The 26,348-nt window shown below is 77.7% G+C and carries 1 protein-coding gene (running past one end of the window); it reads right to left on the minus strand.

The window, feature by feature from the left end; all coding sequences use genetic code 11:
- Positions 1 to 26,348, minus strand: partial view of a lonely Cys domain-containing protein gene (locus QFZ64_RS01560; protein ID WP_307061465.1) — the 3' portion only. The gene runs 9,442 nt beyond the window's last position; 26,348 of the gene's 35,790 nt are visible here — the last part of the coding sequence; its start codon lies beyond the right edge, outside the window; it ends in the stop codon at positions 1 to 3.

The raw sequence follows: 26,348 nt of genomic DNA on the forward strand, positions 1-26,348 counted from the left end.
TCACGGGCTCGGGAGCGTTCCACCTCGAACAGCACGGGGAGCAGGCCGTCGGGCCGGGGCTCGGCCGTCAGCAGGGACAGCGCCGCCTCGCGGGTGCGCCGGGCCACGTGCAGCCGGGGGGTGGAGACGGCGTCCTCCCGCACCTCCGGTCCGGTGCCGTCGGGTCCCGGTGAGTGCTCCGCGGGCAGCCATGCGGCCCACCAGACGGGGGCGTTCATCGGCGGCAGCAGTTCCAGGGCCTCGTCGGCGAGCGCGATGTGCTGGTCCACGTCCGCCTGGAGGGCGGCCGAGCGTGCCGCGACCGCGGCGCGCAGCTGCGGCCAGAGCGCGGCCAGGAGTTCCGTCCGGTCCGGGGCGGTCGCGGGGATCGACCGGGCGCGTGCGGCGAGCGCGCGGAGGGCGGGGTCGTCCGTCAGCAGCCGGGGCAGGTCCGGGCCTCCGTCGGCGAGCGCGGCACGGACCGCCCGCAGCGCCGCCGCGTGGACGGCCGGTCCGGCGAGGAGGGCGGCGTCGGGTCCGCCCAGCAGGTGCAGGGGCGTCAGGTGGGCGGGGTCCAGGCCGTGCAGGGGGGAGGTGCCGTGGCGGCGGAGCCAGGCGCGCAGGGCCTCCGCGCGGGCGGACGGTCCGCCGTCCGCTGCGGGCGGGCCGGTCAGGGACCGTTCGTCGTCGCGGAGGGCGGCGGCGAGCCCGTCGGGCAGGGAGGGGGTTGTCGTGTCCTGGCTCGGCAGCCGGCCCGCGCCGGTGGCGTAGAGGACGCGGTGGGGCAGGCGCGGCGCGTCGGTGGGCGGGGTGCCAGGGCCGGCGGCCGGGTGGAGCGCGGTGTCGGCCCAGCGGTGCAGCCGGGCCGCGTCGGCCGTGGTCACGGCCTGTTCGTCGGTGCCGCCGACTCCCGCGGCCTGGGTGGCGAGCAGCACCTCGATCAGCGAGTGCCGGCCGTCGGCCAGCAGTTGGCCGAGGACGGCCCGCCGGAAGGCGAGCAGGCCGGCGCGGGAGACGCCGGGCAGCAGCGCGTACCGGGTGAGGGCGTCGTGCGCCACCTGGGCGAAGCCGTGCGCGACGGGGTGTCCGCGGTCGTGGTGGAGCTCGCGGTACCAGGGGCCGTCCGGGTCCGGTGCCGTGGGCGCCTCGAACCAGGCGGTCAGCCCGGTGCCGCGGGCGAAGGCGTCCAGCAGCTCGGCGAGCGGGGCGCCCTCCTGGGGATCGAGCAGCCGGCGCAGCGCGGCCAGGGGGTCGGGGGCGGGGCGGTCGGGGCGGTCCGCGCCCGGACGCGCGGAGCCCGGACGCTCGGTGCCGAGGAGCAGTGCCGCGGCGGGCACCTGGTCGCCCAGCCGGTCCGTGTGGTGCCGGTGCAGCAGGCGCAGCGCCTGTCGCGCGGACTCCCGTACCCGTGGGTCCTCGGTCAGGGCGTGGCCCAGTGCCCGCTCGTGGGCGCGGCTCGCCTGCGGCCAGCGCGGGTCGGCGTACAGGGCGGCCAGGCGTTCGGAGTCGGCCGCCGGTTCCGGGGTGGGGCCCGTTCCGTCCGCCGGGCGCAGGAGCGTGGGTCCGCCGGTGGTGTCGAGGACGATCAGGGGGGCGCCGTCGGATGTGCCGGAGGCCGCCCGTGCCTGCCGCCAGAAGGCGGTGGCCTCCGAGGCGGTGAGGAGTTTGGAGCCGTGGGGCGTGCCCGCTCGCGGGAGCGATGCCTCCCCGGGCGCGGCGAAGAAGGGCCCGCCGGTGGGCCGGGACGCCGGGCCGCCCCGTTCGTCGGCCCACAGGCCGGCCGGGTCGTCGGGGGACGCGAAGTGCGCCGTCTCCGGGAGGGTCGCGAGGTCCCGGTGCCGCCCGGACCACTCCTGGGCCGTGTGCGCGGTGACGCCGGACCAGGTTCCGTCGGGCGAGACGACCGGCCGGGTGAGGATCCGCCGCTCCCAGTGCCGGTCCTCCGGCGGCGCGGGCGTCTCCCGCAGCACCACGTGGGTGTAGGAGCGCCGCAGTGCCTCGTCGTGGCGCAGGTGCCGCGACACCACCCGGAAGTCCGTCCGCCCCGGGTACAGGGCGGGCCGGCGCCACGGGGCGCGGGCGAAGGGCGCGACGTCGCGCGCGGTGGAGCCGAGCACCTGGTACAGCACCGGGTGGCGCCCCTCCCCCGGTGCCGCGCCCTGGAAGGCCCGCAGGGCGGCGGTGCGGGAGGTGAGCACGGAATGCAGGGCGGGCCGGGACAGCGCGGAACCGGTGCCCGGGGCGGCGGCGGGGCCGGGGTGCGGCGGGGTGCCGGGTTCCCAGGCGGTCCAGTAGGCCGTCGAGTGCAGCGGAGGCAGCAGTTCGAGGGCCTCCCGGGGCCATGTGGGCGAGGGGGGCGAGTTCGTCCCGGACCCCGTCGGCCAGGGTGGCGGCGTGCGCGGCGGCCCGCCGGGCGAGGGCCTGGAGGGCGGCGGGCCGGCCGGGGTCGGCGGCGGGGTGACGCGCGGCCTGCCGGACCAGGGCGCGCAGGCGGGTGTCGCGCAGGAGGAGCAGCGGGACGTCCCCGTCCGGGGCGCCCCGTCCGACGAGGTCCCGGACGAGGCCGGTCAGGAGGTCGGCCAGGCCGTCCCGGTCCGGCGACGACGCCTGTGCCGTGACGTGGCGGACCAGGGCGGCGTCCGCCCCGCTGATCAGGTGGAGGGCGGGGACGTGCGCGGCGGTGACGTTGCGCAGGACGGCCCGGTCCCCGTGCCGCAGCAGCCAGGCGCGCAGCGCGGAGCGGCGCTCGCGGGCCGCCGCGCCCGTGGGCCTCGGCAGGTTCCGCAGGTCCTCCTCGCTCCAGGTGCCGCCCTCCAGTCCGGCGAGTTCGGTGATCGCAGCCGGTTCCGCCGCCCCGGCCGTGAGCCAGGGGGCCAGCCAGCCGCTGCGCCGCTGGTACAGCCTTCGGTGCGGCAGGTGGAGGTGGTCGCGCAGCCGGTCACCGTCCTGTCCGGCCAGGGCCCGGCGCAGCGCGGGGTCGGCGGCGAGGCGGGCGCGCGGGGCGAACACGGCGTCGGCCCACGTGTGCAGGCGGGCCGCGTCGGTGTTCCCCGGTGCGGGTTCGCCCTCCTCGCGCACGCCGGCGCGGTGGGAGGCCTCCAGCACCTCGGCGAGCGAGTGGCCGCCGGAGCGCAGGTGCTCGGCCAGCAGTGCCGTGCGCAGGCCGAGCAGGGCGGCACGGTCGGCGCCGGGGAGCGCCACGTGGGCGCGCAGCAGCCATTCGAGCAGTGCGGCACGGCCGCCGCCGGTGCGGTGGCCGAGCCGGGAGCGGGCGCCCGCCGGGGTGGCGTCGCCCGCCGGGGGGTTGTCGCCCGCGGGCGGGGGGCCGTCGGCGAGGCCGGCCGGGGCCAGTTCGGGCCGCTCCCGCCACAGCCGCCGCAGCGAGTACCCGTCCCGGTCGCCGGGGCGGCCGTGGGCGGCGGCGGTGAACACCGCGAGGAGATCCGCGAGCGGGGCGGGGGTGTCCGGGTCCATCAGGTCGGCCAGCCGTGCACCGGGGGCCTGCTGTCCCGGGACGTCCGCGAGGAAGGCGGCGACGGCCGTCCGGGGGCCGAGGTGGTGCGCCAGGTGGGTGAACAGGGTGTCGATCGCCGTGCGGGCGGCGTCCAGTACGGCCTGCTCGTGCGCGAGCACCTGCCCCAGGGCCCTCTCGTACTGCGCGGCCAGGCCCCACCAGCGCGGGTCGGCGTAGAGCGCGCCGAGTTCGGGCCCCGTCCCCGCGGGGGTGCGCCGGACCGGTGCGGACGGCCGCAGGATCCCGGCCTCCCTGGCCCGGGTGAACACGTAGTGCTCCGGGCCCTCCCCGTAGCGGCGCGTGCTGCGGCTCACGGGGTGGAAGACGATGCCCGGCGGGTAGAGGGCCTCGGCCTCGTCGATGAAGGCCGAGAACATGGCGGTTTCCCGGGCGCTGGAGTCGGAGACCTTGAACAGGCCCCGGTGGGTGTCCGGCGGCGCCGTCTTGCGGTGCATGGCGAAGTCCAGGGCCGCCCCGTGCCGCAGGGAGGTGCTGCGGAAGAACGGCATCGTGATCCGGTCGGCGCCGTACAGGGGCGAGTTGCGCGGCCGGCGCGGGGTGCCGGGCACGCCGCGGTCGCCCCACCACACGCTCCGTCCGACGGGGGGCAGCAGTTCGAGGGCCTCGGCGGCCATCTCGATGTGGGTGCGGATCTGCGGGTACAGCCGGCCGACGAGGACGTCGAGGCGGCGGCGCAGCCGGGTCGGTCCGGGGCCCGGGGTGAAGTCGGGGAGGTCGCGCAGGTCGTCCATGAAGGCGTCGAAGCCCGGCAGGGTCTCCAGGGTCAGGGGCAGGTCGTCGCTCTCGCCCAACGCGTTCTCCCTGACGATCTTCCAGGCGACGGAGCGCATCAGCCAGCGGCTCGCGCCCTTGCCGAACCGCTCGCCGGTCAGGAAGGCCTTGATGAGTTCGTAGTCGGCCATGCTGTAGAGGAGCAGCGCGGTCAGGTGGCCCGGGGCCAGCGACCGCAGGGCGCGCCGGCCGTCGTCGCCGTACCGCGCGAGCCACTCGCGTGCCACTGTCAGACGCCGCTGGTCCAGGTAGTGCGTCGAGCCGGGGGCGAGCAACTCGCCGATCATGTCCTGCAGTTCGTCGGGGACGGCGAAGGTGCCGGTCATCTCCTGCGTGTAGCGGGCCGTGTCGCTGTAGACGGCCTCGTGCGGCGCGCGCAGGGCGTCGGCGAAGGCGCCGGCCTGCGGGAGGCCGCGCAGGGCGTCCCAGGGGACGAGGTGCCGGCGCGCCCAGTTGTGCATGCGGCCGGCGTCCAGCGCGACGGCGCGCCGTTCCTCGGGGGAGCCCGCGCCGGCCAGGTGGGAGGCGCGGAGGATCTCGTGCAGCGAGTGCAGTCCGGCGGGTACCGCCCAGGCGATGAGCGCCGAGCGCAGGGTCAGCAGTTCGGCCGGGCCGGCGCCGGTCTCGCGGGCGGCCCGCAGCAGCCACAGGGCCGGGCCGTCGGTGCCGCGCATCCTGCGGAACCCGCGGTCGTCGTAGGTGTTCCAGGCCGCCGCGTCCGTGCGGCCCGGTGCCGACACCGGCTGTCCCCGGTATCCGATGCGGTCGGGCAGGGCGCGGGCGAGGGTGGCGGCCCCGGGGCCGGCCGCGTAAACCGCGTTGGCGTACGCCTGGAGGACCTCCTGGAGCGTGGGCCGGGCGTCGGGACCGAGGAGGTGGGCGAGCGGGTCGGCGGTGTGCCCCGGGTCCGTCTCGTGCCCCGCCGTCAGGGTGCGGGCCGCGGCGTCCGCGCCGTAGCGGCGGCTGAGGAAGAGGTGGGCCCGGCCGAGGGTCTGCCGGGCGACGGTGTGGGCCTCGTCGCTCGTGGTGAGGGACCGGGCGAGGGCGAACTCGAAGTTCAGGCTGCGCTGCCGCCACGGCGCCGTGCCGTACAGGGCCGTGAAGCGGGGGGTGTCGGGCGCGCCGGTGATCCGCCAGGAGGCGAGGTGCAGCGGCGGGTCGGTGTGGACGGGCTCCTGCGGACCGGAGTCGTCGTCGGAGTCGGCATCGTCATCGGCGTCGTCGTCTTCGGAGTCCTCGGGGCCGGAGGATTCCGAGTCCGAGGGTTCGGTGCTGTCGCCGTCGCCGTCGCCGGAGTGGGAGTCGGCGATGCTCATGCGGTCGCTGCCGTCGTCCTCCGACTCCCCCGGCTCGTCGGACTCGTCGGCCCCGCTCGACTCGTCCGGCTCGCTGGACTCGTCCGCCTCCCGCATCACCGTGTCGGCGTTGGTCTGTCCGGCGCCCGGGTAGGACGGCCCGGCGGGCACGACGGGGTCCGCGCGGCCGGGGGCCGGGGTGGTGGTGGCCGGGTCGGTGGGGGTGGCTCCACCGGCAGGCTGTCCGCCGGGGTGTTCGGTCACCCAGGCGGTGGCCCGTCCGTCGGTGTCCTCCAGCAGGTGGGGCAGCCCGCCGGAGACCGCGGCCCGGCCCGCCGCCAGGTGGACCGTCAGCCCGGTGGCGTCGGCCAGCCGCCGGGCCCGGGCGCGCGCGGCGGCCCGGTCGCCCGCGGCACCCCCGGGGCCGCAGGCCAGCACCGTCAGGCTGGTGTACCGGCGGCCGAGCAGCGGCCGCAGCAACTGTCCGAGACGGGTGCCGTCGTCCCGGCGGACCCGTCCGCCCTCCAGGGCCAGGGACAGTCCCTCCGGACCGCCGTGCGAGGCGAAGTAGAAGGTGTTCCCGGTAGCGTCCGGCAGGGCGCGGTGGGCCGGTACGGGGGTTCCGGAGGCGTCGCGTTCCCAGCTCACGAATCCGGCCGCGCCCTCCAGGTGCGCGTACGCGGCGCGGCGCTCCGTCCAGTCCTGGCCGTCGAACGAGGCGACCCCCAGCAGGCGTCCGTCGCCGGCGCGGATCTCGCGCAGCACCACGTACCGGTGGCGGTCCTCGTCCTCGCTGTCCGGGGCGGCGAGGAACAGGTCGTCCGGGGCGCCGATCATGCGCAGCGGGGGCATGGCGGTCGCCGGGTGGGGCGCGGGGATCTCCTGTGCGGAGACGGGTTCGTAGAACTGGCCGCGGCGCTCGGAGGGGGCGGAGGGGTGGCGTACGGCGCGGAAGGACACCCCGGGCGGGTAGGCGGCCTCCTGCTCGTTGACGTAGACCACGAACGGGGTGACGTCGCGCGCCGTCGACCGGCGCACGTGCACGAGGGCGCGGTGGCTGTCCCGCGGTGTGCCCTTGCCGCGGAACATGAATCCGAGGGCGGGCTCGCGCCGCAGCGACGTGCTGCGGAAGAACGGCATGGTGAGGGTGGACCTGCCGTAGACCGGTCCGTGCGCGGGTGCCTCCAGGGAGCCGGGCACGCCCCGGTCGCCCCACCAGACGTCGCGGTGGGCGGGCGGCAGGATCTCCAGGGCCTCGATCGCCATGTCGATGTGCAGGGGGAGTTCGGCGCGCATCCGGTCGGCGATCTCGTCCATACGGCGGCGCAGTTCCGCGACTTCGGCGGTCTCCGCGCCCAGGTCGTCCACGCTCCACATCCGGTCGAAGAGGGCGTCCGCGCCGGGCTGCCGTCGCAGGATGATCGGCAGGTAGTCCCGTTCGGCGGCCTGGGCGGCCCTGCGCGCCGTCGACCAGGTCGTCATGCGCACCAGGCGGCGGCTCATGCCGGCCCCCAGGCGTTCACCGTTGAGGTGGGCCTTCATGAGCCGGTAGTCGGCCGCGCTGTAGAGGTGCAGTGCCGTCAGGTGGGCGGGGGTGAGGCTCTCCAGGGCCTCCGCGCCCTCCTCGCCGTGGCGCTCCAGCCAGTCGGCGAACGCCTGGGTGCGGCGGCCGGTGACCCGCAGGCCGCCGTCGAGGCCGGCGTCCACCATGGCCACCAGGTGCCCGGGGACGTCGATCCTGCCGGGCGTGATGCCCGCCTCGTACGTCATCCGCTCGCCGTACAGCTCCTGATGGGGCGGTACGAGGTCGAGCCCGCGGTACGCCTGGAGGACCCAGGTGTGCAGTCCGGCGCCGTCGCGCAGGGCGATGGCGCGCTCGCCGGCGTCGGTGCTGCCGATGCGGTGGTCGGCGAGGAAGATCTCGTACAGGGACTGCAGGTCCGCGGGGACGAGCCAGGCCACCAGCGCGATCCGGAACACGGCCGCCTCCGTGCGCGACGGCCCGAGTGCGCGGTGCGTCTGCAGCAGACGTACGGCGGGGCCGTCCTCGCTGCCGATCCGGCGGAATCCCCGGCTGTCGTGGACCGTGCGGTAGGCGCTGCCCGGTGTGTGGCGGGCGCGGGCGCCGGCGGGGCGCGCCAGGGCCTCGGCGAGGTCCCGGGGCAGTTCCCGGCCGGCGAAGGCGGCCCGTACGAAGGCGGCCATGAGCGCGTCGAGGGTGAGCAGGCCCGGCGGCAGGGCGCGCAGCCGTTCCAGTTCACCGGCGGGGTCCGCGGGCAGGTCCGCGGGGTCGAAGAAGGAGCGCGCGGCGGCGTCCGCGCCGTGCCGGGCGGTCAGCTCCTCCAGCAGGCGGGACACCGCCTCCCGGGCGGCTTCGGCGACCATGGGCGCCCGGCCGAGCTGTGCGGCGAGCGCGAACTCCAGGGCGGTGCTGCGCCGCCGCCACTCGGGGTCCCGGTACAGCGGGGCGAAGCGGACCCGGGCGGGCGAGCCCGCGGGCTGCCAGGACGGCACGGCCCAGGGGGCGGTGTCGGTGCCGGCATCCGCGGGACCGTCCGCCTCCTCGACGGTGTCCGGCGCGCCGGCCGGGCGGAGCGTGAGGACGCCGTTGATCTGCGAGGGGTCCGGATAACGGGCGGTGGACGGTCGCGTCGGTGCGGAGCGGCCGGGGCCCGTCGGCGTGGAGGGAGCCGTGCGGCCGGGGCCCTGCGGGGCGGAACCGGACGGGGCGGGACGGCCGGAATCCGACGCTGCGGAGGGACCGGAGCCCGACAGGGCCAGAGGGGCGAAGTGGAAGGTCCCCTCGGGGGTGTGCCGCAGGTCGTACTCCGGCCACGGTGTGGCGTGTGCCGTGTCGTCGACCGGTGCCAGGACCGGGGACGGCGTCTCGAACAGGATCCGCTCCTCGCGCAGCACGTCCATGGCGGTCAGCCGGGGCGAGACCCCCTCGTCGGGGAGCGCGTGGTCGAAGCCGTCGTTGGGGATCCAGCCGCCCAGTACCACCCCGGAGTCGGTGCCCAGGATGGGGAAGGCGCCGGCGATGTACCGGCCGGCCGTGCCGCCGAAGGCGGTGACCTCCCGCTGCTGCCAGTGCGGGTTGCCGGTGAGTCCCGTGTTCGCCACCGACTGGTCGGCGTCGATCCCGCCCGGGAAGAAGCCGACGTACAGGTAGCCGGACCAGGCGGATCCCTTCCCGTCGGTGCGCAGCAGGCCGGGGGTCGCGGACCACGAGACGAAGGCCGACCCGCCGAGCCCCATCGCGCTGATCACGTGTTCGCGCAGGTCGACGGCGTGCGGCCGGCGCGGGGTCAGGCCCCGTTCGAAGACGCCGTCGGGCCGGCGCCCGTCGACGCGCCACAGGGGGGTGCGCCGCCAGTCCGGCCGCTCGCTCCAGATCCAGCGCCCGAAGTCCTCCGGTCGCCGCAGCGCGCTCCGCGCGGCGGTCCGCCGCCACACCTGGTCGGCGGGCAGCGCCGACAGTTCCTCCGTGGTGAGGGGGGCCGGGTCGGCCGGGGGCGCGAAGTACGGCACGCGTTCGAGCCGGGAGAGAGGGGCCCGCTCCAGTCTGTGGCCCTTGAGTGCCGAGTCGGTCCGGCCGGGCGCGTAGACCTTGTCGACGGTCGCCGTCGGGAGGGCGGTGTGCGGCAGCCACAGGTCGGTGCCGGTCTCGACGGCGCGCCGCAGCGCGCTGCCGGGGCGGTCGAGGAAGGGATGCCTCGCGGCGAGCGCCCGCAGGTCGAAGGCCTGCCCCACGGGAACGGAGACGCGCAGCAGTCGTGCTCCGGCCGGCAGTCGCTGCGGCTTCGTCGTGGAGAGCGCGAGCCTGCCGTCGCCGACGGTGACGCCTTCTTCCGGGGAGCCGTCGGCGGGGCCGATCACGAGGTAGGCGTGCGTGGGCCCCTGTGCGGCGGCGGGCCAGCGGGGGGAGCCGGCGGGCAGCCCGCGCAGGGGCTGCCGGGGGTTCTCCACGACGATGCCCAGGACGGAGTCGTGGTCCCGCGTGGCCGTGCGCCGGCCGGCGCCGTCCACGAGCGCCGTTCCGGTCACGGTGATCCGGTGCACGGCCGAGGCGGGGAGCACGTGGGCGCCGCTCGTGTTTCCGGTCTCCACCATGCCCTCGACGAAGGCGGGCACGCCCGCTGTGTGCCCGTCGGCGAAGGTCCGTTCGAGGTCGACGGCCAGACCGGCCGGCACGTGGAGGCGGAGCAGGACGGCCGGCCGGCGCCCGTAGGTGAGGGCCGCGTCCGGGTCGGTGAAGGCGTAGAGGCAGGGCTCGGTCTCCGGTACGCCCTCGTCGAGCACGCTCCGAAGCGGGCGGTGGCTCGCCACGTACAGCACCAGCGGCCGGGTGGTGACGGCGTGTCCGGCGGGGAGCCAGGGGATGTCCCCCGTCCACGGTCCGGTGAGGGCGGGGGCGGCGTGGACGGGGCCGGGCCGGTGCGGGGTCTGCGTGCGGAACCGGCCGCGGAACGGTCCGGTGCCGGGCGCCGGGGCGGAGGTCTTGTGGGAGGGGTGCACGCGCGGGCCCGGACCGCGCAGTGTCGTCCGGCGCCAGACGCCCTCGGTCCCGGTGTCCGGCTCGGGCAGGACGAGCAGCCGCAGCGGGGTGGCCGCGGCCGGTGCCGTGCCGTGGCTCGCGGTGCCGGTGCCGGTGCCGGTGTCCTCGGCGGGGGCGGAGGGCATCGTGAGCAGTTTGCCGGTGCAGGCCCAGGCGTCGCGGCCCGTGCGGTTCGAGAAGAGCTGCGGCAGGGGGGCCGGGCGGGTCGCGGCGGCGGCCCGCGACGTCAGGAACACCAGCGGCACGCCGAGGGGCACGGCACGCAGCAGCGGCGCCAGGTCCAGCAGGGCGAGGAACTCCGCGTCGGAGACGCGCATCGCCGGCATGCCCGACAGCCGCAGGACCACCATTCCCGCGCCGTCCGCGGCGGTCCACACCGCGAGGGGGTCGGGGCCGTCCTCGTCCGTGGTCCAGTCGGCGGGGCTCTCCCGGACCGGGGCGGGGGCGTCGGGCCGTGTCTCCGGCCGGCCGAGGACGCGCAGGTCGATGCCGGCGGGCGCGGGGACGCCGCTCCAGTTGTAGCCGCGCGGCGCCCCGCCCGTCACGAGGTGGTGGTGGGGGCCGAAGGCGCCCTCGAGTGCCAGGTGGAACGCGGCCAGCACCGCGTCGTCCGTCGTGTCCAGGCCGGTCGCCGCGGCCCGGGCGGTGAGCATCCACAGCTCCTGCCGCCGTGCCGGGGTCCACGGCTCGGCGGGCGGGAGGTGCAGGGCGCGGCGCCCCAAGGTCTCGGTGCCCGCGGCGTCGAGGTCGCCGATCCTGCGGGCCGCGGCGACCAGCGCCCACAGGGCCCGGGCGGTGTCGTCACCGGTGACCGGGCCGGCCGCCGCGGGGCGTCGCAGCACGGTGCGCACGAGGTTCTCGCCCAGTCCGGCGAACCGCGCCAGCGCGTGGTTCAGGTACGGGTCGCCGAGGTCCTCGGAGAGCCGGGCGTCCGGCTGCTGGGCGAGCCGTCGCACGGCGAGGTCGAGCACCGCGCGGTGGGCGGCCCGCGGGTCCGGGGAGCCGGGGGCCAGGCGCCCTGCGGCGGCCGCCCACAGTTCGAGGCGGAACGGGGTGAACCGGCTGAGCAGCGGGTCGTTGGCCCGCATGGTCTCCAGCGCGCCGATGCCCCGCAGCAGGTGCGCCCAGTCGGACCGGTCGGTCTCGGCCTCGGGTCCGAACACCTGGCGCAGCGCCCGCACCAGCCGCAGCGTGGTCCGGCGGACCGCGGGCGGGACGGGGCCCGGCCCGGGGTGCAGTCCCGCGGTGACGGCGAGGGTGTCCAGTTCCTCGTCGAGCGGCTCGGGCACGAAGTCGGTCGTGCGGCCGGCGACGCCGCCGGGGGTGTCCAGGAGGATCCGCGCGTCGACGTCGAAGCCGCTGCTCATCACGGACGCCCGGGTCGTCCGCCGGGAGGCGTTCGCGGTGTGCTGGCCGAGCGGCACCAGGTCCAGGGGGTCGTGGGTGGTGGGGGCCGGGCGGTTGTCGAGCTGCGCCAGCGAGGGGTCGCCCGCCGACGCCGACCAGCAGACCTCCAGCGCCATGCGGTGCCCGGGGGGCAGCTCCCCGGCCTGGGGGAGGCCGCCGATGTAGCGGCCGCCGGACGCGGCGTCCAGCCACACCGTGCGGCCGCCCCGCAGCGGGAGCTGGAGTCCGCCGGGCAGTCCGTGGGCGGCGAACACGTGGACGGCGGTGTCGTCCGCCGCCCGCGTCTCCTCACTGACGAGGACGGTGCCCGCGCCCGCCGGCATCAGGTGGACCAGTCGGCGGGCGCGCGGGTAGGTGCGCAGCACGCGTTCGCGGTCCCGCACGTCGTCGCCGTGCGCCATCGTCCCGAACCGCTCGCCGCGGTCGGAGACGAGCGGACGGGTCTCGACGTCGCCGTCCCGGAACCGGGTGCCGTCCAGCGCCGTCCACTCCCGGTCCACGACGGGCGCCGTCGTGGGCGCCGTCGTGGGCGTCGTGGGCGTCGTGGGCGTCGTGGGCGTCGTGGGCGTCGTGGGCGTCGTGGGCGTCGTGGGCGTCGTGGGGCCGAACACGGTCAGGCCGGTGGGGGCCGGGGGCGGGAGCGTGCCGCGCGTCGCGGCGTTCCAGTGGCCGGGGGTCCCGGTCCCGGGCTGCGTCAGGCAGTGCACGGTGAGCGGGTCGGAGGGGCCGCCGGTCAGCATCATGGGGGCGGTGTAGCCGAAGGCGGGGCGGCCGGTGCGCTGCGCGAACCGGGTGACGAGATCGGCGGTGAGCGCGCCGGGGCCGGTGGTCAGGAACAGCACGGGGAGGTGCAGCGGCACGGCCCGCAGGACGGGGTCGAGGTCCAGGAGGGCGAGGAACTCCTCGTCGGACACGTCGGTCCGTCGGCCGCCGGGCAGGTGGAGGGCGACGGTGCCGGGCCGCTCCACGTGGACCATGCGCAGCAGGGGCTGCGGGAGCCCCGGTCCGGCCCAGGGGGGCAGCGTCCGCGACCGTGCGGTGACGGTGCCGGCGGGGCCGGGGACCGCGTACCGCGGGCTGTCCGCGGCGACGCCCGCGGGTGCGGGGGCCGCGCTCCAGTTGACGCCCTGGGACATGCGGTCCGGCCCGGTGACGGGGAGCCGGGTGGCGGGGGCGAAGGCGCCGGACTCCACGAGGTGGAACGCGGCGAGCGCCTCGGTGTCGCCGGGGTCCACCCCCGCCACGACGGCCTTCGCCGTCAGCGCGCGCATCGTCTCCTGCGCCTGCGGGTCCCAAGGGTCCGCCGGCGGCAGGTGGAGGACGGCGCGGCCGTGGCGTTCCTGTTCGTCCGGGGACAGCAGGGACTCATGGTGGGCGGCGCGGACGGCGGCCCAGAGGGTGGAGGCCCACTGCCGGGGGGCCGGCACGGCGGTCGCCGGCAGGCCCTGGACGTGGCGGACGAGCGCCTCGCCGCCGGCGCCGAGGTGCGCGAGGGCCGACAGCAGCGCGGGTACGGGGATCTCCGCGGTGAGCCGGGCCTGCGGGCGCGCGGCCCGTACGGTCCTGGCGTGCTCCAGCAGGGCCTCCAGGCCGGCCCGGTCGGCGGGGCGGCCGGTGTGCTGGGCGGTGAGGAACTCCCACAGTTCCATGCGGAACGGGGTCAGCCGGTTCAGGGCCGGGTCGGCGGCGCGCAGGTGTTCCAGCGCGGCGATCCCCTGCCACAGGCGGGCGTGGCGCGCGGCGTCGTCCTCCACCTCGGTGCCCAGGCCCCGGCGCAGCGCACGCACCAGCCGCAGGGCGGTGTGCCGGGCCTCGTCCGGTACCGGACCGGGGCCGGTGTGCAGGTCGGCGTCGCGGGCCAGCCGGTCGAGGTCGGCGTCGGTGGGCTCGGGCCGGTGCCGGACGACGCGGCCCCGCTCGCCGTCGGCCGCCGCCATGGCGCCGCGCCGGAGGTTGGTGAGTCCCGTCGGGCGGGTCGGGGCGTCCGTCTCGCGGCGGGTCGCGTTGGCCACGTGCTGGGCCTGGGACACGTCCTCCAGGGGGTCGTCCACCCGGGGTGCGGGCAGGTGGGCGGCGTGCCCGGCGTAGGGGTTGCCGTCGCTGGCGCTCCAGCACACCTCGAGCCGGAGGCGGTGTCCCGGCGGCAGTTCCCGCACGTCGGTCAGTCCGGCGAGGTAGCGGGCGGCGTCCTGCTTGGACAGCCACACCGTGCGGCCGTCCAGCAGCGGCAGCATCATCCTGCCGGGCATGCCGTGGCCGGCGTACACGTACACGGCGGCGTCCGGGGTGACGGGCTCGGTCTCGACCGGGTGGTGGGCGGGGCCGGCGGGGACCATGTGCACGAGGTTCCGCATGGCGGGGTAGCGGCGGAAGTTCTCCTCCCGCAGCCGGACGGCGTCGGTGGCGGACACGGCCATCCGGCCGAACCGCCGGTACCCGGTGTCGCCCAGCGGCCGGGTCTCGACGTCGCTGTCCCGGAACCGGGTGCCGTCCAGGGCGGTCCACTCCCGGTCCATGTGGGTCGTGGTCCCGCCCGAGGGGTCGACGGAGACCCATCCGCCCACGGGGAGGGTGGGACCGGCGTCGATCAGGGCCGGGCCGAGGGTGAGGGTGAGGGGCTGGACGGGGGCCTGGCCGGGGGCAGGAGCGGGAGCCGGGCCGGGGGTGGGGGGACGGCCGTCGGGCAGCAGGGTGCCGTTGCCGACGGGGCCCCACACCGGCCGTCCCAGCCGTACGGACAGCGCCCGCAGGGCGGTCATGTATCCGCTCGCGGCGAACGGCAGCGCGAGGACCAGCGGTACGTCCGGGTCCAGCCGGGCCAGTTCGGGGTCGGCCGCGAGGACGTCGGCCACGGTGTCGGGGTCCAGGACCCGCCCGTCGGCCGTCCACACCTGGCCGGCCGCGCCGTCGGCGCCGACGACGTACGCCGAGTCGGGCCACGGCGCCCGTTCCTGCCGGACGACGCGCGCGCCGGTGGGCGGCGTGATCTCGACGAGCCGTGTGGTGCCGGGGGACACCTGGCCGGCGGGGCGGGCGGTCCAGTTGCGGCCCTGGGGCCGGCCCGAGGGCCCGGTCAGCAGGGTGCCGGGGCCGAGCAGGGGGTCGAGGGGGCCGGTGAAGGTGCCGGTGGGCGGGCGGAGTACGGGCCGGGCGGCGGTCGGGAGGGGGGCGGGGCGGGCCGGGGCGGGGCGGGCGGGGGCCGGACGGGCCGGGACCGGCCGGGAGGGAGCCGGACGGGCCGGAGCCATGGGGGCCGTGGAGGCGGGGCCCGTGGAGGCGGGGCCCGTGGAGGCGGGGCCCGTGGAGGCGGGGCCCGTGGAGGCGGGGCCCGTGGACGCCTGCGCGTTCGGGCCGGTGGCCGGTGGAGCGGCCGGCGGGGCGGCGGGGAACGTCAAGGGCTGCGCGGCCGGGGTCGGGCCCCAGGCGCGGGGGGCGTGGTGGCGGGGGGTCAGGTTCCACCGGGACATCTCCAGGTGGATGCCGGCCGCCCCGGCGGCGGCGACCAGCAGGAAGGGCAGTGCCATCGGCAGCGGCGGCTCGGCCAGGGTGCCGGTGGCGAAGTAGGCGCTGATCGTCTGCCTGAGCTCGGGCCAGGTCAGCGGTCCCGGCGGTTCTGCCGTGCCGTCCCCGGCACGGCCGCGCTCCAGCGCCCAGAAGCCCGTGAGGAGCGCCCCGAAGGCTTCGCGGTCGTCCTCCAGCGTCGGGCCGTAGACGAGGCGGACGGCGCGGATCCAGGTGAGGACGTCGGCGGCGCGGCCGCGGTCGCCGGTGAAGTACTCGGCGAGACCGGCGAGTTCGGGCCCTGCCGGTTCGGGCCGGAAGCCGGACCAGCCGTCGCCGTTGCCCTCGCCGTTGCCGCCCGGGAGCAGGAACCGGGGGCCGTTCTCCCCGTCCCCGGGCGCGAGGACCGGTTCGTGGCCGCCGGCGGTGGCCCACACCCAGCGGTCGAGGCCGTTGGCGAGGACCTGGCCGGGCACCGGCCACCGCAGCGGGTCCCGGGCGGGCGGACCGGTCAGGTCGGCGGCGGGGAACAGCGCGGCCGTCTCGGGCGGGAGCGCGTTGAGGACGGGGTCGACGGCGAAGAGGAGGTCGACGAGGCTCTCGTGGTCGACGAGGACGGCGCCGCCGTCGGCCAGGGCGAGCGCGACACCGCTGCCGTCGCCGCGCAGCCCGACGAGGTGGGCGGCCTCGAACGGCAGCGGCTGCAGGGGGCCCTCCTGGGGGGCCGGGCCGTGGCTCAGCAGGGTGTGGTGCGTGGTCTCGGGGAGCAGCGCGTAGGTGTGCCGGCGGGGGTCGCCCCAGTCGGAGTCCGGGCGTGAGGAGACGCCGACGGGCATGCCCCGCGCGTCCCGGTGCCGTACCAGCGACACCTTCTCCAGCGGGATCCGCAGGCCGCCGGCGGTGACGACCTCCTGGTGCCAGGGCAGGGCGGGGGGTGTGGCGTCCGGGTCGGCGAGCACCGTCAGGGCGGCGCGCGCGGCCTCGACGAGTGCCGCGATCCGGTCGCGTGCGGCGGGCGCGAGGCGGGGCAGCGCGGCGGCGGTCGCCTCCACGGCCCGGCGCAGCAGGCGCTGTTCGGGGGCGTCGGCGGGCAGGGGGGTGCCCAGCGCCCGCCTGCCAAGGGCGGACGCCACGCGCAGGCCGTCGGCGTGGCTGATCACCGCCCGGCTGCGGCCGTCCGCCATCGGCAGCCCGGAGGTCGCCGCCTCGAGGAAGCCCGCCGTGCCGGCGACGGCCGGGTCGTCGAGGACGCGCAGCACCGAGGCGGTGAGGACGTCGGCGGGCAGCGGGGCCGCGAAGGTGCGCGCCCGTTCGTACGCCCTGCGGCTGAGCTCCGCGAACTCCTCGACGAGCTGTTCGAGCTCCTCCGGCGACAGGAACCGTCCGGTGAGGCCGAGGTGGCGCAGCTCCAGCGGGACCAGTCCCAGGTCGAGGGCGCCCTGGCCGATGTCCAGCCCGGGGTGGTCGTCCATGCCGACCGCCTGCTGCTGGGTGACCCGCTCGCCGCGGGAGGTGCGTCCGGTCAGCGCGGCCGTGGTCTGCTCGTTCAGCGGGACCTCCACGATGCCGACGGCGTCGAAGAAGCCGGGGGCGAGGAGCCTGCGCGGGGCAACCGCCCGGTTCTGGTAGTGGCCGACGGTCCGCTCGGCCTGTGCCCGGAAGAGGGCACTGACGTGGTGGTGCGCGGCGCGCAGGAAGGCGCGGGTGCGGGGCCGCAGGGCCCGCAGGACCCGGTCGAGCGCGGGCCGGGGGGCGGCCATCAGGAGGTTCTTGATGAGCGTGTTCTCGGTGCCGCCGGGCGAGGCGTAGCTGAACACCATGGCGCCGGGTGTCGCCATCACGTTCTGGAAGGCGAGCCAGGCGTAGCCCGCGACCTCCTCCACGTCCGGGATCACCGTGAGGAAGGGACTCAGGGAGCGAGGCACGTCGCCGCGTCCGAGGACGTGTCCCGCGAAGGCCGCCGTGGTGTCGTACGCCACCGTGCGTCCGGCGTCGATCACCGGGGCGAGGAGCTTCGTGGAGAGCCTGGCGTACGCCGCTTCCTGGACGTCCAGCAGGCCGAGGGCGGGCTGGCCGACGGTGAGCTGTGTGTAGGAGGAGCCGGTGTAGTCCTCGGGCGCGGGCAGGACCTGGGCGCGCAGACCGAGGTCGGTGGCGTGCCAGCCGTCGCCCTGCGGCAGCAGCGCGGACAGCGGCAGGGGGGTCCTCTCGCGGTCCGTGGTCTCCATCGCCCGCCGCAGGCGTTCGAGGCGGCGCAGCGCCTCCCCCGGCGTCAGGCCGCGCTCCCCGGGCAGGACCGCCGCGGGGTCCGTGACGAACTCACCGATCAGGGCCCGGACCCGGAGGGGCTCGGGCTGTCCGGGGGCCGTCTCGGGCCGGGCGAGGGTGAGGCGGTCCCCGGTCCGGTAGAAGTGCATGTACTCCGTGACGATCTTCAGACCGTTGCCGTGGGCCAGGGCCTTCTTGCCGTGGTGACCGCCGTCGTCCAGCCCCAGGACGACGAAGACCCGCTGGTGCTCCGCCTCGATGCCGAGGGCGCCGTAGCGGTCGGTGACCGGGCGGTCGAGGACGGCGTGGGCGGTGGAGGCGGAGGCGGTGAAGGCGGGCAGTCCGTCCTCGACGACCTTGCCGGTGGGGTCGACAAGCACCGCGCGGGCGTCGGCGGGCGCCACCGGCGGGGCGAGCGCGGACAGGGCCCGGCCGGCGCCCGCCGACACGTCCACCCAGAGGACGCTGCCGGGATCGCCGACGTGGACGGCCGCGAAGGCGTGGCCCAGCAGGCCGCCCTGGCGCCGGGCGAGGACCAGGGCCGAGGCGCCGGGGCCGGCCGCCGCGACGGCCCGTACGACGGTGTCCCAGTCCCGTACGCTCCGCCAGCCCGGCCCCTGTGCGAGCGAGGTGCGCGGTCCGGTCGTGCGGGGGCCGGCCGCGAGGTCGTCGAGGGCGACGGCGGCGCGCATCCCGCCGGGGTACAGCTCGTCGCGCAGGGCGGTCAGCGACTGCAGGCAGCGCTCCACCGACCGGCCCCCGTCCGTTTCCCGTGCGGCCGTGCGCGCGGCCACCCGCCGCACCGTGCGCAGCAGCGCCTCGCGGGTGGCGGCGGCGGGGGGTACGGCGGGGGGCGGGGCCGTCGAGAGGGCGGAGGGCGCGGCCGTCGTCGGCGCGGCGGGGGGTACGGCGAACGGGTCGGCGGGCGGGGTGGCGGGAGACGTGGTCGACGGCCCAGCGGACGGCCCCGTCGTCGGCCCGGCCGCCGAGGTGGCGGGGGACGTGGGCGTCGTCGTGCCCGAGGCGCGCGGGGCGGCCGGGTGCGGGCGCGCCGGATCACCGGGGCGGACGGCGGGGGCGGGCCAGCGGGCGGGGGCGGAGGCCAGGGGGCCGAGGAAGGAAGCGCTCGCCCCGGTGCCTTCCACGCGGCGTGTGGTGTCGAGCGCGGCGGCCAGGCCGGGCAGGGCCCGCAGCGCCTCCCGCTGTGCCCGGGTCCGGCTCCGCCGGTCCGCGCGCAGGTCGCGCAGGGCCCGCTCGATCTCCTCCAACCGGGTCCGGTCGTCGTCGCGGAAGCGCCTGCGGCGGTCGGCGGTGCGGGCCGCGCGGGCCTCCGCGTCGCGGGCCCGGGCCGCCGCGTCCCGGCCGGCGCCGGGCTCGGCCGGTTCCGGACGCGCGTCCTCGCGCGGGACCGGACCCGGGCCGGTGGCCCGTTCCAGGGCGGCGCGGGCCTCCCGGTGGGCGGCTTCCGCCGCCTCCAGGGCGCGCTGCGAGCCGTGCAGGGCGGTGGTCGCGGCGGCCAGGTGGGCGGTGAGGTCCTGTTCCTCGGCGACCGCGCGGTGTTCGGCGTCGGCCGCCTCGGTCCAGGCGCGGACGGCGCCGTGCAGCGCGGCCCACTGCTCGCGGGTGGCCCCCGTGGTGTCGGCGAGGGTGCCGTCCGGGGCGAACGGCCAGTGCCGGACGCCGGTGGGGGTGCGCAGCACCAGTTCCACCGGTTTGCCCGCCAGGGCCGCGGTGCGGGAGGCCACGTGCAGCGCCCGGGCGAGGAGGTGTCCTTGCGGGTCGGCGCCGAGTGCGAGCCACAGCCGGGCGGCGGAGTCCCGCTCGTCGACGGCGCCGGCCAGCACCCGGGGGAGGTCGGTGAGGGGGTGCCGCGTCCAGTCGCGGAGGTCCTCGGCGTCCTGGTCGGCGAGCACGGCGGGCAGGTCGTAGATCCCGGCGTCGGGCCGGGCGGGGGTCAGGCCGAAGCCGAGCAGGTCCTGTTCCGGCAGCCGGACGGTCGCGGTCCCGGTGACGTGCCGCACCCCGGCGGGTCCCTCCACGGTCGCCACGAGGTCGACGAGGGTCTCGTGGCTGCGGAGGCCGGGCCCGCCGGGGGTGTCCTCGGCGCGGAGGCCGTGGTGGCCGGCGCCCGCGGCCGTGGCGCCCACGGAGGAGGCGTGCGGCTGCTGGGCGACCAGCGGGACGTCGACGCCCACCAGGTGGCGGCTGCCGTGGCGCAGGTCGTGCAGGGTGCGGCCGGTCAGGGTGAGGGAGCCGGCCGCCGAGGAGCCGGACACACTGCTGCGGGTCTGCTTCGTGGCCCGGTCCACCGTGATGTCGTCGGCGCCGGTGACGGGTCTCGGACTGTGCAGTGTGACCGTGAGGACGGGGGCCTCGCCGGGGGACGCCAGGGGCCAGCTCCCCGGCATGCGGGGGGACAGGCCGGTGGCGGCGCCGGGCGCGGCGAGGGTGATCCGCCCGGCCTGGACGAGCTCGCCGAGGCGGGTGGCGGCCGCCTCGGAGGACGCGTTCGCGGGCAGCCCCCAGGCCGCGGACAGGGCGGGGGCGACCTGTTCGAGCGCCCGGGCGAGTTCGGGGAAGCCGTTGAAGTCCAGGACCGGCGCGGCGCCCGAGGGCACGAGCGGGGGGCCGGAGGCGAACGGCTCCGTCCGCCGGGGGTCGCTGTCGAGCAGTGCGGGCCGCAGCGGGCCGCGGTGCTCGGCGGGCGGCACGGACTCCGCGGCCGCGAACCGCAGGGAGACCGCCACGGGGACGGTGACGGTGTTGCGCGGGCGGCCGGTGAGCAGCCGCCGGACCCAGGTGCCCAGCCGGGCCGCCGTGTCGCCGTCCAGGTGGGCGGCGGAGAGGATCCCGGCCTGGAGGAGCCCGCCGGGGATGCCGGCCGGCCACTGGGTGACCAGTTCGGAGCGGACCGACGCGGTGACGGTGTAGTCGACCCCGTCGAAGTCGGCGCCGTTGTCCGTCTGCGTGGTGACGCGGTTCTCGTCCGAGATCTCGGTGCGCCGGACGCGGGTGTCGGCGGCGGTCAGGGTGGCGGAGGGACCCGTCCGGTCGGTGCGCGGGGGGCCGCCGGGCCGGGAGTGGCGCGACAGGGGGGTGACGGCGACCTGGTGGGTGCGGCCGACGGTCCGCGCGTCGCCGCGGCTGTCCGGGGTGTGGGCCTGCGTCACGGCCAGACCGCCGGCGCCCGCGGCGCGTCCGCGCAGGGCGCGCAGGCCCGGGGTCTGCAGGGCGGGTTCCGCGGCGAGGGAGACCTCGACCAGGCGCGCACCGCCGTAGGCGTGGTGGAGGAACTGGAACCGGACCCCCCGCCGGCCCCGTCCGGGCAGGGCGCGCAGGGCGTTGGGCTCGGTGTGGCGGGCGATCTCGGTGGCCACGCCGAGCAGGTAGGAGGCGTGGCCGGGCCGGGTGACGCCCGGGGCCTCGTTCTCGACGAGGTCGGTGAGTTCCCGGCGCAGCCGGTCGCGGCGTTCCACGCGGGTGTGCGGGTCGTCGAGCTGGGTGACCGACAGGACGGTGCCGAGCCCGAGTTCCCGGGTGCGGGCGAACCGGTCGGGGAGCGGGACGTCGGGAGGCGGGAGTTCGGCGGGGGGCGGGCCGGGGAGGTGCGCGGACCACTGCGGGTGCCGCAGGAGTGCCGCCTCGGGGGCGAGGAAGGTGACGGCCCCCGGGAGGTGGACGGTCACCGTGACGGGGGCGTGCTCGCCCAGGCCGAAGGTGTTGCCGAGGACGTTGCGCGTGCCCCGCCGCACCGTCACCGTCAGCGTCACATCGGCGCCGACGAGGTGGTGCGTGCCCTCCTGGGTCAGGGAGCGGGACACCCTGGTGCCCGAGCCGAGGGAGCTCTCGTCCTCGGTCCGGCGCGCGTAGCCGTGCCGGAAGGCCGGGTTGAACTGGTGCTCGAGCCCCGCGGGGCGCTCCTTGGCGCCTCGTTGCAGGCCCGCGAGGGTGACGTTCGTCCGGCGTGCGCGGCCGGTGGTGCGCTGCCGGCCCGCCGTGTCCGCCGCGACGGTGCCGTGCCCGGACTTCAGGGTGTGCACGCCCAGGTGGCGGGGGTGGTGCAGCCGGCCCTCGATCTCCACCAGCATGACCTGGTCGGCGGCCATGCCGGGCAGTGTCAGCCCCTCCACCACGTACCGGCCGCCGAGGATCTGCGCCGCCCGGGAGATGAGCTGGGCGGGCCGGATGCCGGTGTACTGCGCCTCGGCGGCCAGGGTCCCCGCGTCGTTCCTGGGGGCACCGGCGACGGCGGCCGACACGCGCTCGCGGGCGGCACTCCCCCAGATGTACGGGAGCCGGGCGGCCCGGGCGAGGGGCGGGGGCAGCAGCCGGGAGGCGAATGCCGCGGCCCGGTTGACGTGCCGTGCCCAGCCGGCGGTGTCGCTCCCGTGCCGGGCCTGCCGCTCCAGCGCGCCGGAGGACGCGAAGGCGTCGGACGGCGCGATGCCCGGCTCCCGGCGGAGGCCCGGCTCCCGGCGGGCCCCCGGCGCCGGGGAGGGGGCCGGGGTGCCGGCGGCGATCCGGCGGAGCGCCTCCATCAGCGCGGCGGTGCCGCGGAAGGTGTCGACCACCGCGCCCTCGGGCAGCGGAACCGGGACCGGGTCCGCCAGGGGGTGTCCGTCCGGGCCGTCCGGGCCGAGCACGGTGATGACGTGGCCGGGGCGGGGCCCGGGGACGGTCGTGTTCGTGCCCGGCGGCCGGGTGCGGTGGTGCGGGACGAGCAGCGAGAGGGTCCCGTCGGCCGTGCCGGGGCCGTCGCCGAACCGGACGAGGGGGGCGTCCCCCGCCCCCTCGTACAGGTCCAGGGAGAACGTCACGGGGACGGTGAAGACGTCGCTGCCGCCGGGTGCCTCGGCGGACTGCTCGAAGCCGGTCGCGGCGCCCGTCGACACGGCGGCCCCGGTCTGCCGGGTGCCGGTGTGGTCGCCGCCCGCCTCGAGGATGCCTTCGCCGTCGCCGAGCGGGATGCCGAAGGCACCGCCGCCGCCGGCCGTGCCGGTGAACGCGGTCCCCCGCCGCCGTGCCGAGGACGCCTCGTACCTGCTGATCCCGTGCCGGCCGACGTCGGGCAGCCGGCGCGTGTGCGCGGTGGGCCGGGAGATGTCGCGTACGACGCCCAGGCGCAGTCGGACCCGGCGGGTGCCGGCCAGTGTGCGGGGCAGTTCGAACCACAGGGAGTGCCCGCCGTCGACGGCGCCGGTCATGGCGGCGGCGAGGCCGAGCCGGCCGCGCAGCTGCCGCAGCCTGCGCAGGTTGGTCAGGCGTGCCTGGCGCAGCGGCTCGTCCAGCCGCATCGGCAGGGTGGTGTCGTGGTGCTCGGCGGGCGGCAGGAACCCCTCCTGGCGCAGCCACTGTTCGGCGCGCTCCAGCAGCCGGCCGGCGCCCTCGGCCGCGAACACCGTCTCGGCGGTGCCGAGAGCGTGCAGACCCTCCAGCCGCGGGGGGAGTTCGCGTGTCTCCCCGGGGCCGGGCCGCCGCCCTTCGAGGGTGCTGCGGTCCGGCGTCGTCAGGCGCGCCCCGTCCTCCCAGGGCCCGAAGGTCCGGCGGACCTCGCCCCCGCCGGCGCCGTACAGCGTGAGTTCGTAGGTGACGGCGGCGGGGGTGAGCAGGTGGGTGCCCTGGTGGGTGAGGACGTGGGTGAGGGTGGCCGAGCCGGTGACGTCGTGCGCCTCGTCGACCTGCCAGCCGGCGCCCAGCCGCCCGGTGAGGCGGCCGCCGACGGAGGTGGTGAAGGCGGGGTGGCCGGGCCTGTGGTCGGCGGTGAGGCCCGGCCCGCCCGCGGCCTCGACCCCGATCCCGCTGGTGAACCTGGCGGAGTGCTCCAGGCTCACGCCGTGCGACAGGTGCGTCTCCAGGTCGAACGCGTGCGCGGGGGTGACGAGGGTGGGGTGGCCCGGGGTGAGCCGGGCGGTGAGACGGAGCACGCCCACCGCGTGGTCGTCGGCGTCCGTCAGCACCGGGGAGAACACTCCGCCGTCGGCCTGCAGTTGCAGGGTGCCGCGCAGGAACTGCTCGGAGAGGAACTCCTCCAGGGCCTGCCGGGATTCCTCGCTCAGCCCGGTCAGGGCCGCGAGGGCGGGTTCGGTGAGCGCCCCGGCGAGCAGCCGGCCCGGTTCCGCGATGCTCTCGGCGCCCCACAGCGGGATGTCGTCCAGCGCCGCGGCCCGGGTCGGGAGGGCCTCGCGCGCGCCGTCGTCCAGGACCCGGTGCGCGGGCAGCCGGGTGGTGACCGTGCCGTGGGACCGCGCGGGCGACCAGCCGCCCGGGGTCTCGCGGGGCGTGTCGACCCGCACCTGCCAGCGGGCGTCCAGCTCCAGCGGAAGGGCCGGGTCCTTGGACTGCTGCCTGCTGGTGATCCGGAAGGTCTCGCCGACCCCGACGCTCTCGGTGAGCTGGTGGTGGACGAGGGTCATGGTGACCGACACGTCGCCGCGGTGCAGGGGCCCTCCCCCGCCGGCCGGTCCGGCCAGGGTCCAGGGCAGGGCCCCGGTGCGGAAGTTGCCCCAGTTCTCGCCCGCGGAGGACGTCTGCGACCCTTCGGCCGACCTCTCCACCCCGACGTCGCCCGGCGGGCGGCGGTCCCCCGTCTGCTCCGTCGGGAGCACGGGGTCGCGGTGGGCCAGCCGGATGTCCACGGTCCGTTCGCGGCCGTCGTGGTGGACGGTGATTCGGTGGCCCCGGCTGCCGCGCAGCGAGGGGCGGTGCAGTTCGATCGCGGCGGCGCCGAGCGCCTCCTCCAGGTGCGCCCGGACCGCTCCCGCCCCGGACTCCGGTATCCCGAGCGCCTCGGTGATCTGTGTGTACAGGCCGTCGAGGACCGGCGCGGGCGTCTCCTCGAACCAGGCGAGGTCGACGTGCCCGTCGTGCGCGGTGCCGTAGGCGCGGGCGTACGCGGACAGTTCACCGCGGGGCGCGGCGGGGGACGACGGGGCGGCGGACGCGGTGGCAGGCGGGGCGGCGGGGGGCGCGGGCTCACCGTCCTCACCGGCTTCGACGACGTCGACGTCGGTGAGGCCGCCGGTGCGCGCCTGGTCGAGGAAGCGTTCCAGGGCGTCGGCGGTCAGCGCCCGGTCCCAGCCCTGCCGGGCGGCCCACCCGCCCACGAGGTGTTCCAGCGTCCGCCAGGTCAGCGGCCCGGTGTCGCTGTTCCCGGCGGCCCCGGTCCGCAGTGTCTCCAGGGCGCCCAGACCCTCCAGGAGGGAATGGAACTCGGCGGCGCGGGCGGGATCGGTGTCGATGGTCCCGCCGTGGGTCGCCCGTAGCGCGCGCACCCAGCGCAGGGCGCGCTCGGCGCGCTCGGGGACCGTCCCGGCGAGCCCGGCGCGGTCGGCGAGCGCGGTGAGGCCGTCCGCCGTGGGCTCGGGGGCGAGTTCCTCGATGCGGAAGGCCGGGGCGTCGGGGTCGTCGAACTTGACGAGGCGGTCCGTGCGTCCCGCGCCCAGCTCCAGTCCGAGCGAGGCGTCGGAGGAGACGACCGTGCGCCGGGTCTCGTTGGCGATGAGCTGGGCGGGCGCCGGGTGTGCGAGCCGGTCCGCGCGGACGGAGGGCCGGGCGGCGGTCTCGCACCACAGCATCCACACCGGCCGGTCGGGCGGCATCCGCCGCAGGCTCCGGCGGCGGGCGAGCATCCGGCCCAGCTCCCGGGCCTCGACGTACTGGTCCTTCCCGGTGCTGCGCCGCGGCAGGACCATGCGGCCGCCGTCCCCGTGGCCGGCGGCGATGTAGGAGTCGGCGAAGGCCCGGGGCAGCGGGCGGGGGGCGCCCCGGCGGGAGGGTGTGTTCCCGGTGGCCGCCCGCAGGTCGTAGTAGTCGCGGACCGCGGACGCCGAGCGGAACCCCTCCTCGGCGTCCGCCATGTCGCGCGGGGTGAGGAAGGCGCGGCCGGTCAGCCGCTTCCCGTCCGCGGTGGTCAGGGCGAAGGACTGGACGTCGCCGTCGGGGAACACGCTCCCGTCGGCGGCGGTGACCGTCGCCGACGGGTCCTCCTGCACGAGTCCGGGGTCGCTCGGGATCCAGGTGCCCGTGGGCCGGTCGCCCCGGCCGGAGACGACGAGGACGGGGTACCGGCGGCCGGCGACACGGGTGGACGGGCGCAGCCGCACCTGGCCGTCGGTGGACCACACGCGCCCCGCGGTGCGCTCGGCCACGGTCCTGGCCAGCGTCTCGTCGCGCTGACCCTCGGGGTCCGCCACCAGCAGGACCACCGGGTCGCCCGGGCGGCGGGCGGGGTCGTGGGCGATGATCTCGGCGAACTCCTCGTCGTCGACCGTCCGTTGCCCGCCGTCCGGGCCCTTGAGGATCAGCAGGCCGGTGTCGGCCCGTACGGCGAAGACCAGGTGGGCGCGCGGGCCCCAGGGTGACGGGACCTCGGTGAGCCTGCCGTCCCGGTCCAGGCCCACCCGGTCCGCCAGGAGCCGCGGGTCGGCGATCCCCGTCCAGTTCCGTCCGGCGGGACGCCCGTCGGGCCCGGCCATGACCGTCGCGGCGGACAGCCGCCCCGACTGCTGGAAGACGTGGGCGGCGATCGCGGCCAGGCTCGAGGCCCGCCCCTGCGGCACGGCGCCGGCGGCCCCCACCAGGGCGCCGAGGTAGTCGGACTCGCCCAGCGCGTGGGTGTCCGGCAGGTGGAGGACGCGGCGGACGATGCCGTCCAGGTCGATCGGACCGGTCCCGAAGCGGGCGTCGCCGGCGCGGGCGCCGTCCAGCACGGCGAGGGCGGCGACCAGTTGGGGCAGCCGGGCCTCGGTGGCGGGGCCGGGCCCGAACGCGCGGACGACGGCGTCGGACAGCTCGCGGTAGCGCTCCCGGCTCACACCGCCGGCGGGGGGTGCCGCGGGGACGCCGGCCGGTGCGGGCGCGGACCGGCGCGGACCGGGCGCCGGGACGGGGGCCGGGTCGTGGGCCCGCGCCCGGTGGGCGTCCTCCGCCCGGTCCCACAGCGCCCGGAACCCCTCGAACATCTCCTCCTCGGCCCGTGTCTCCCGCACCGGGTTGACGGCGCCCGAGAAGACCGCGTCCGGGTCGGCCCCGTACA

It is taken from the genome of Streptomyces sp. B3I8 (assembly GCF_030816915.1).
GTDB lineage: Bacteria > Actinomycetota > Actinomycetes > Streptomycetales > Streptomycetaceae > Streptomyces.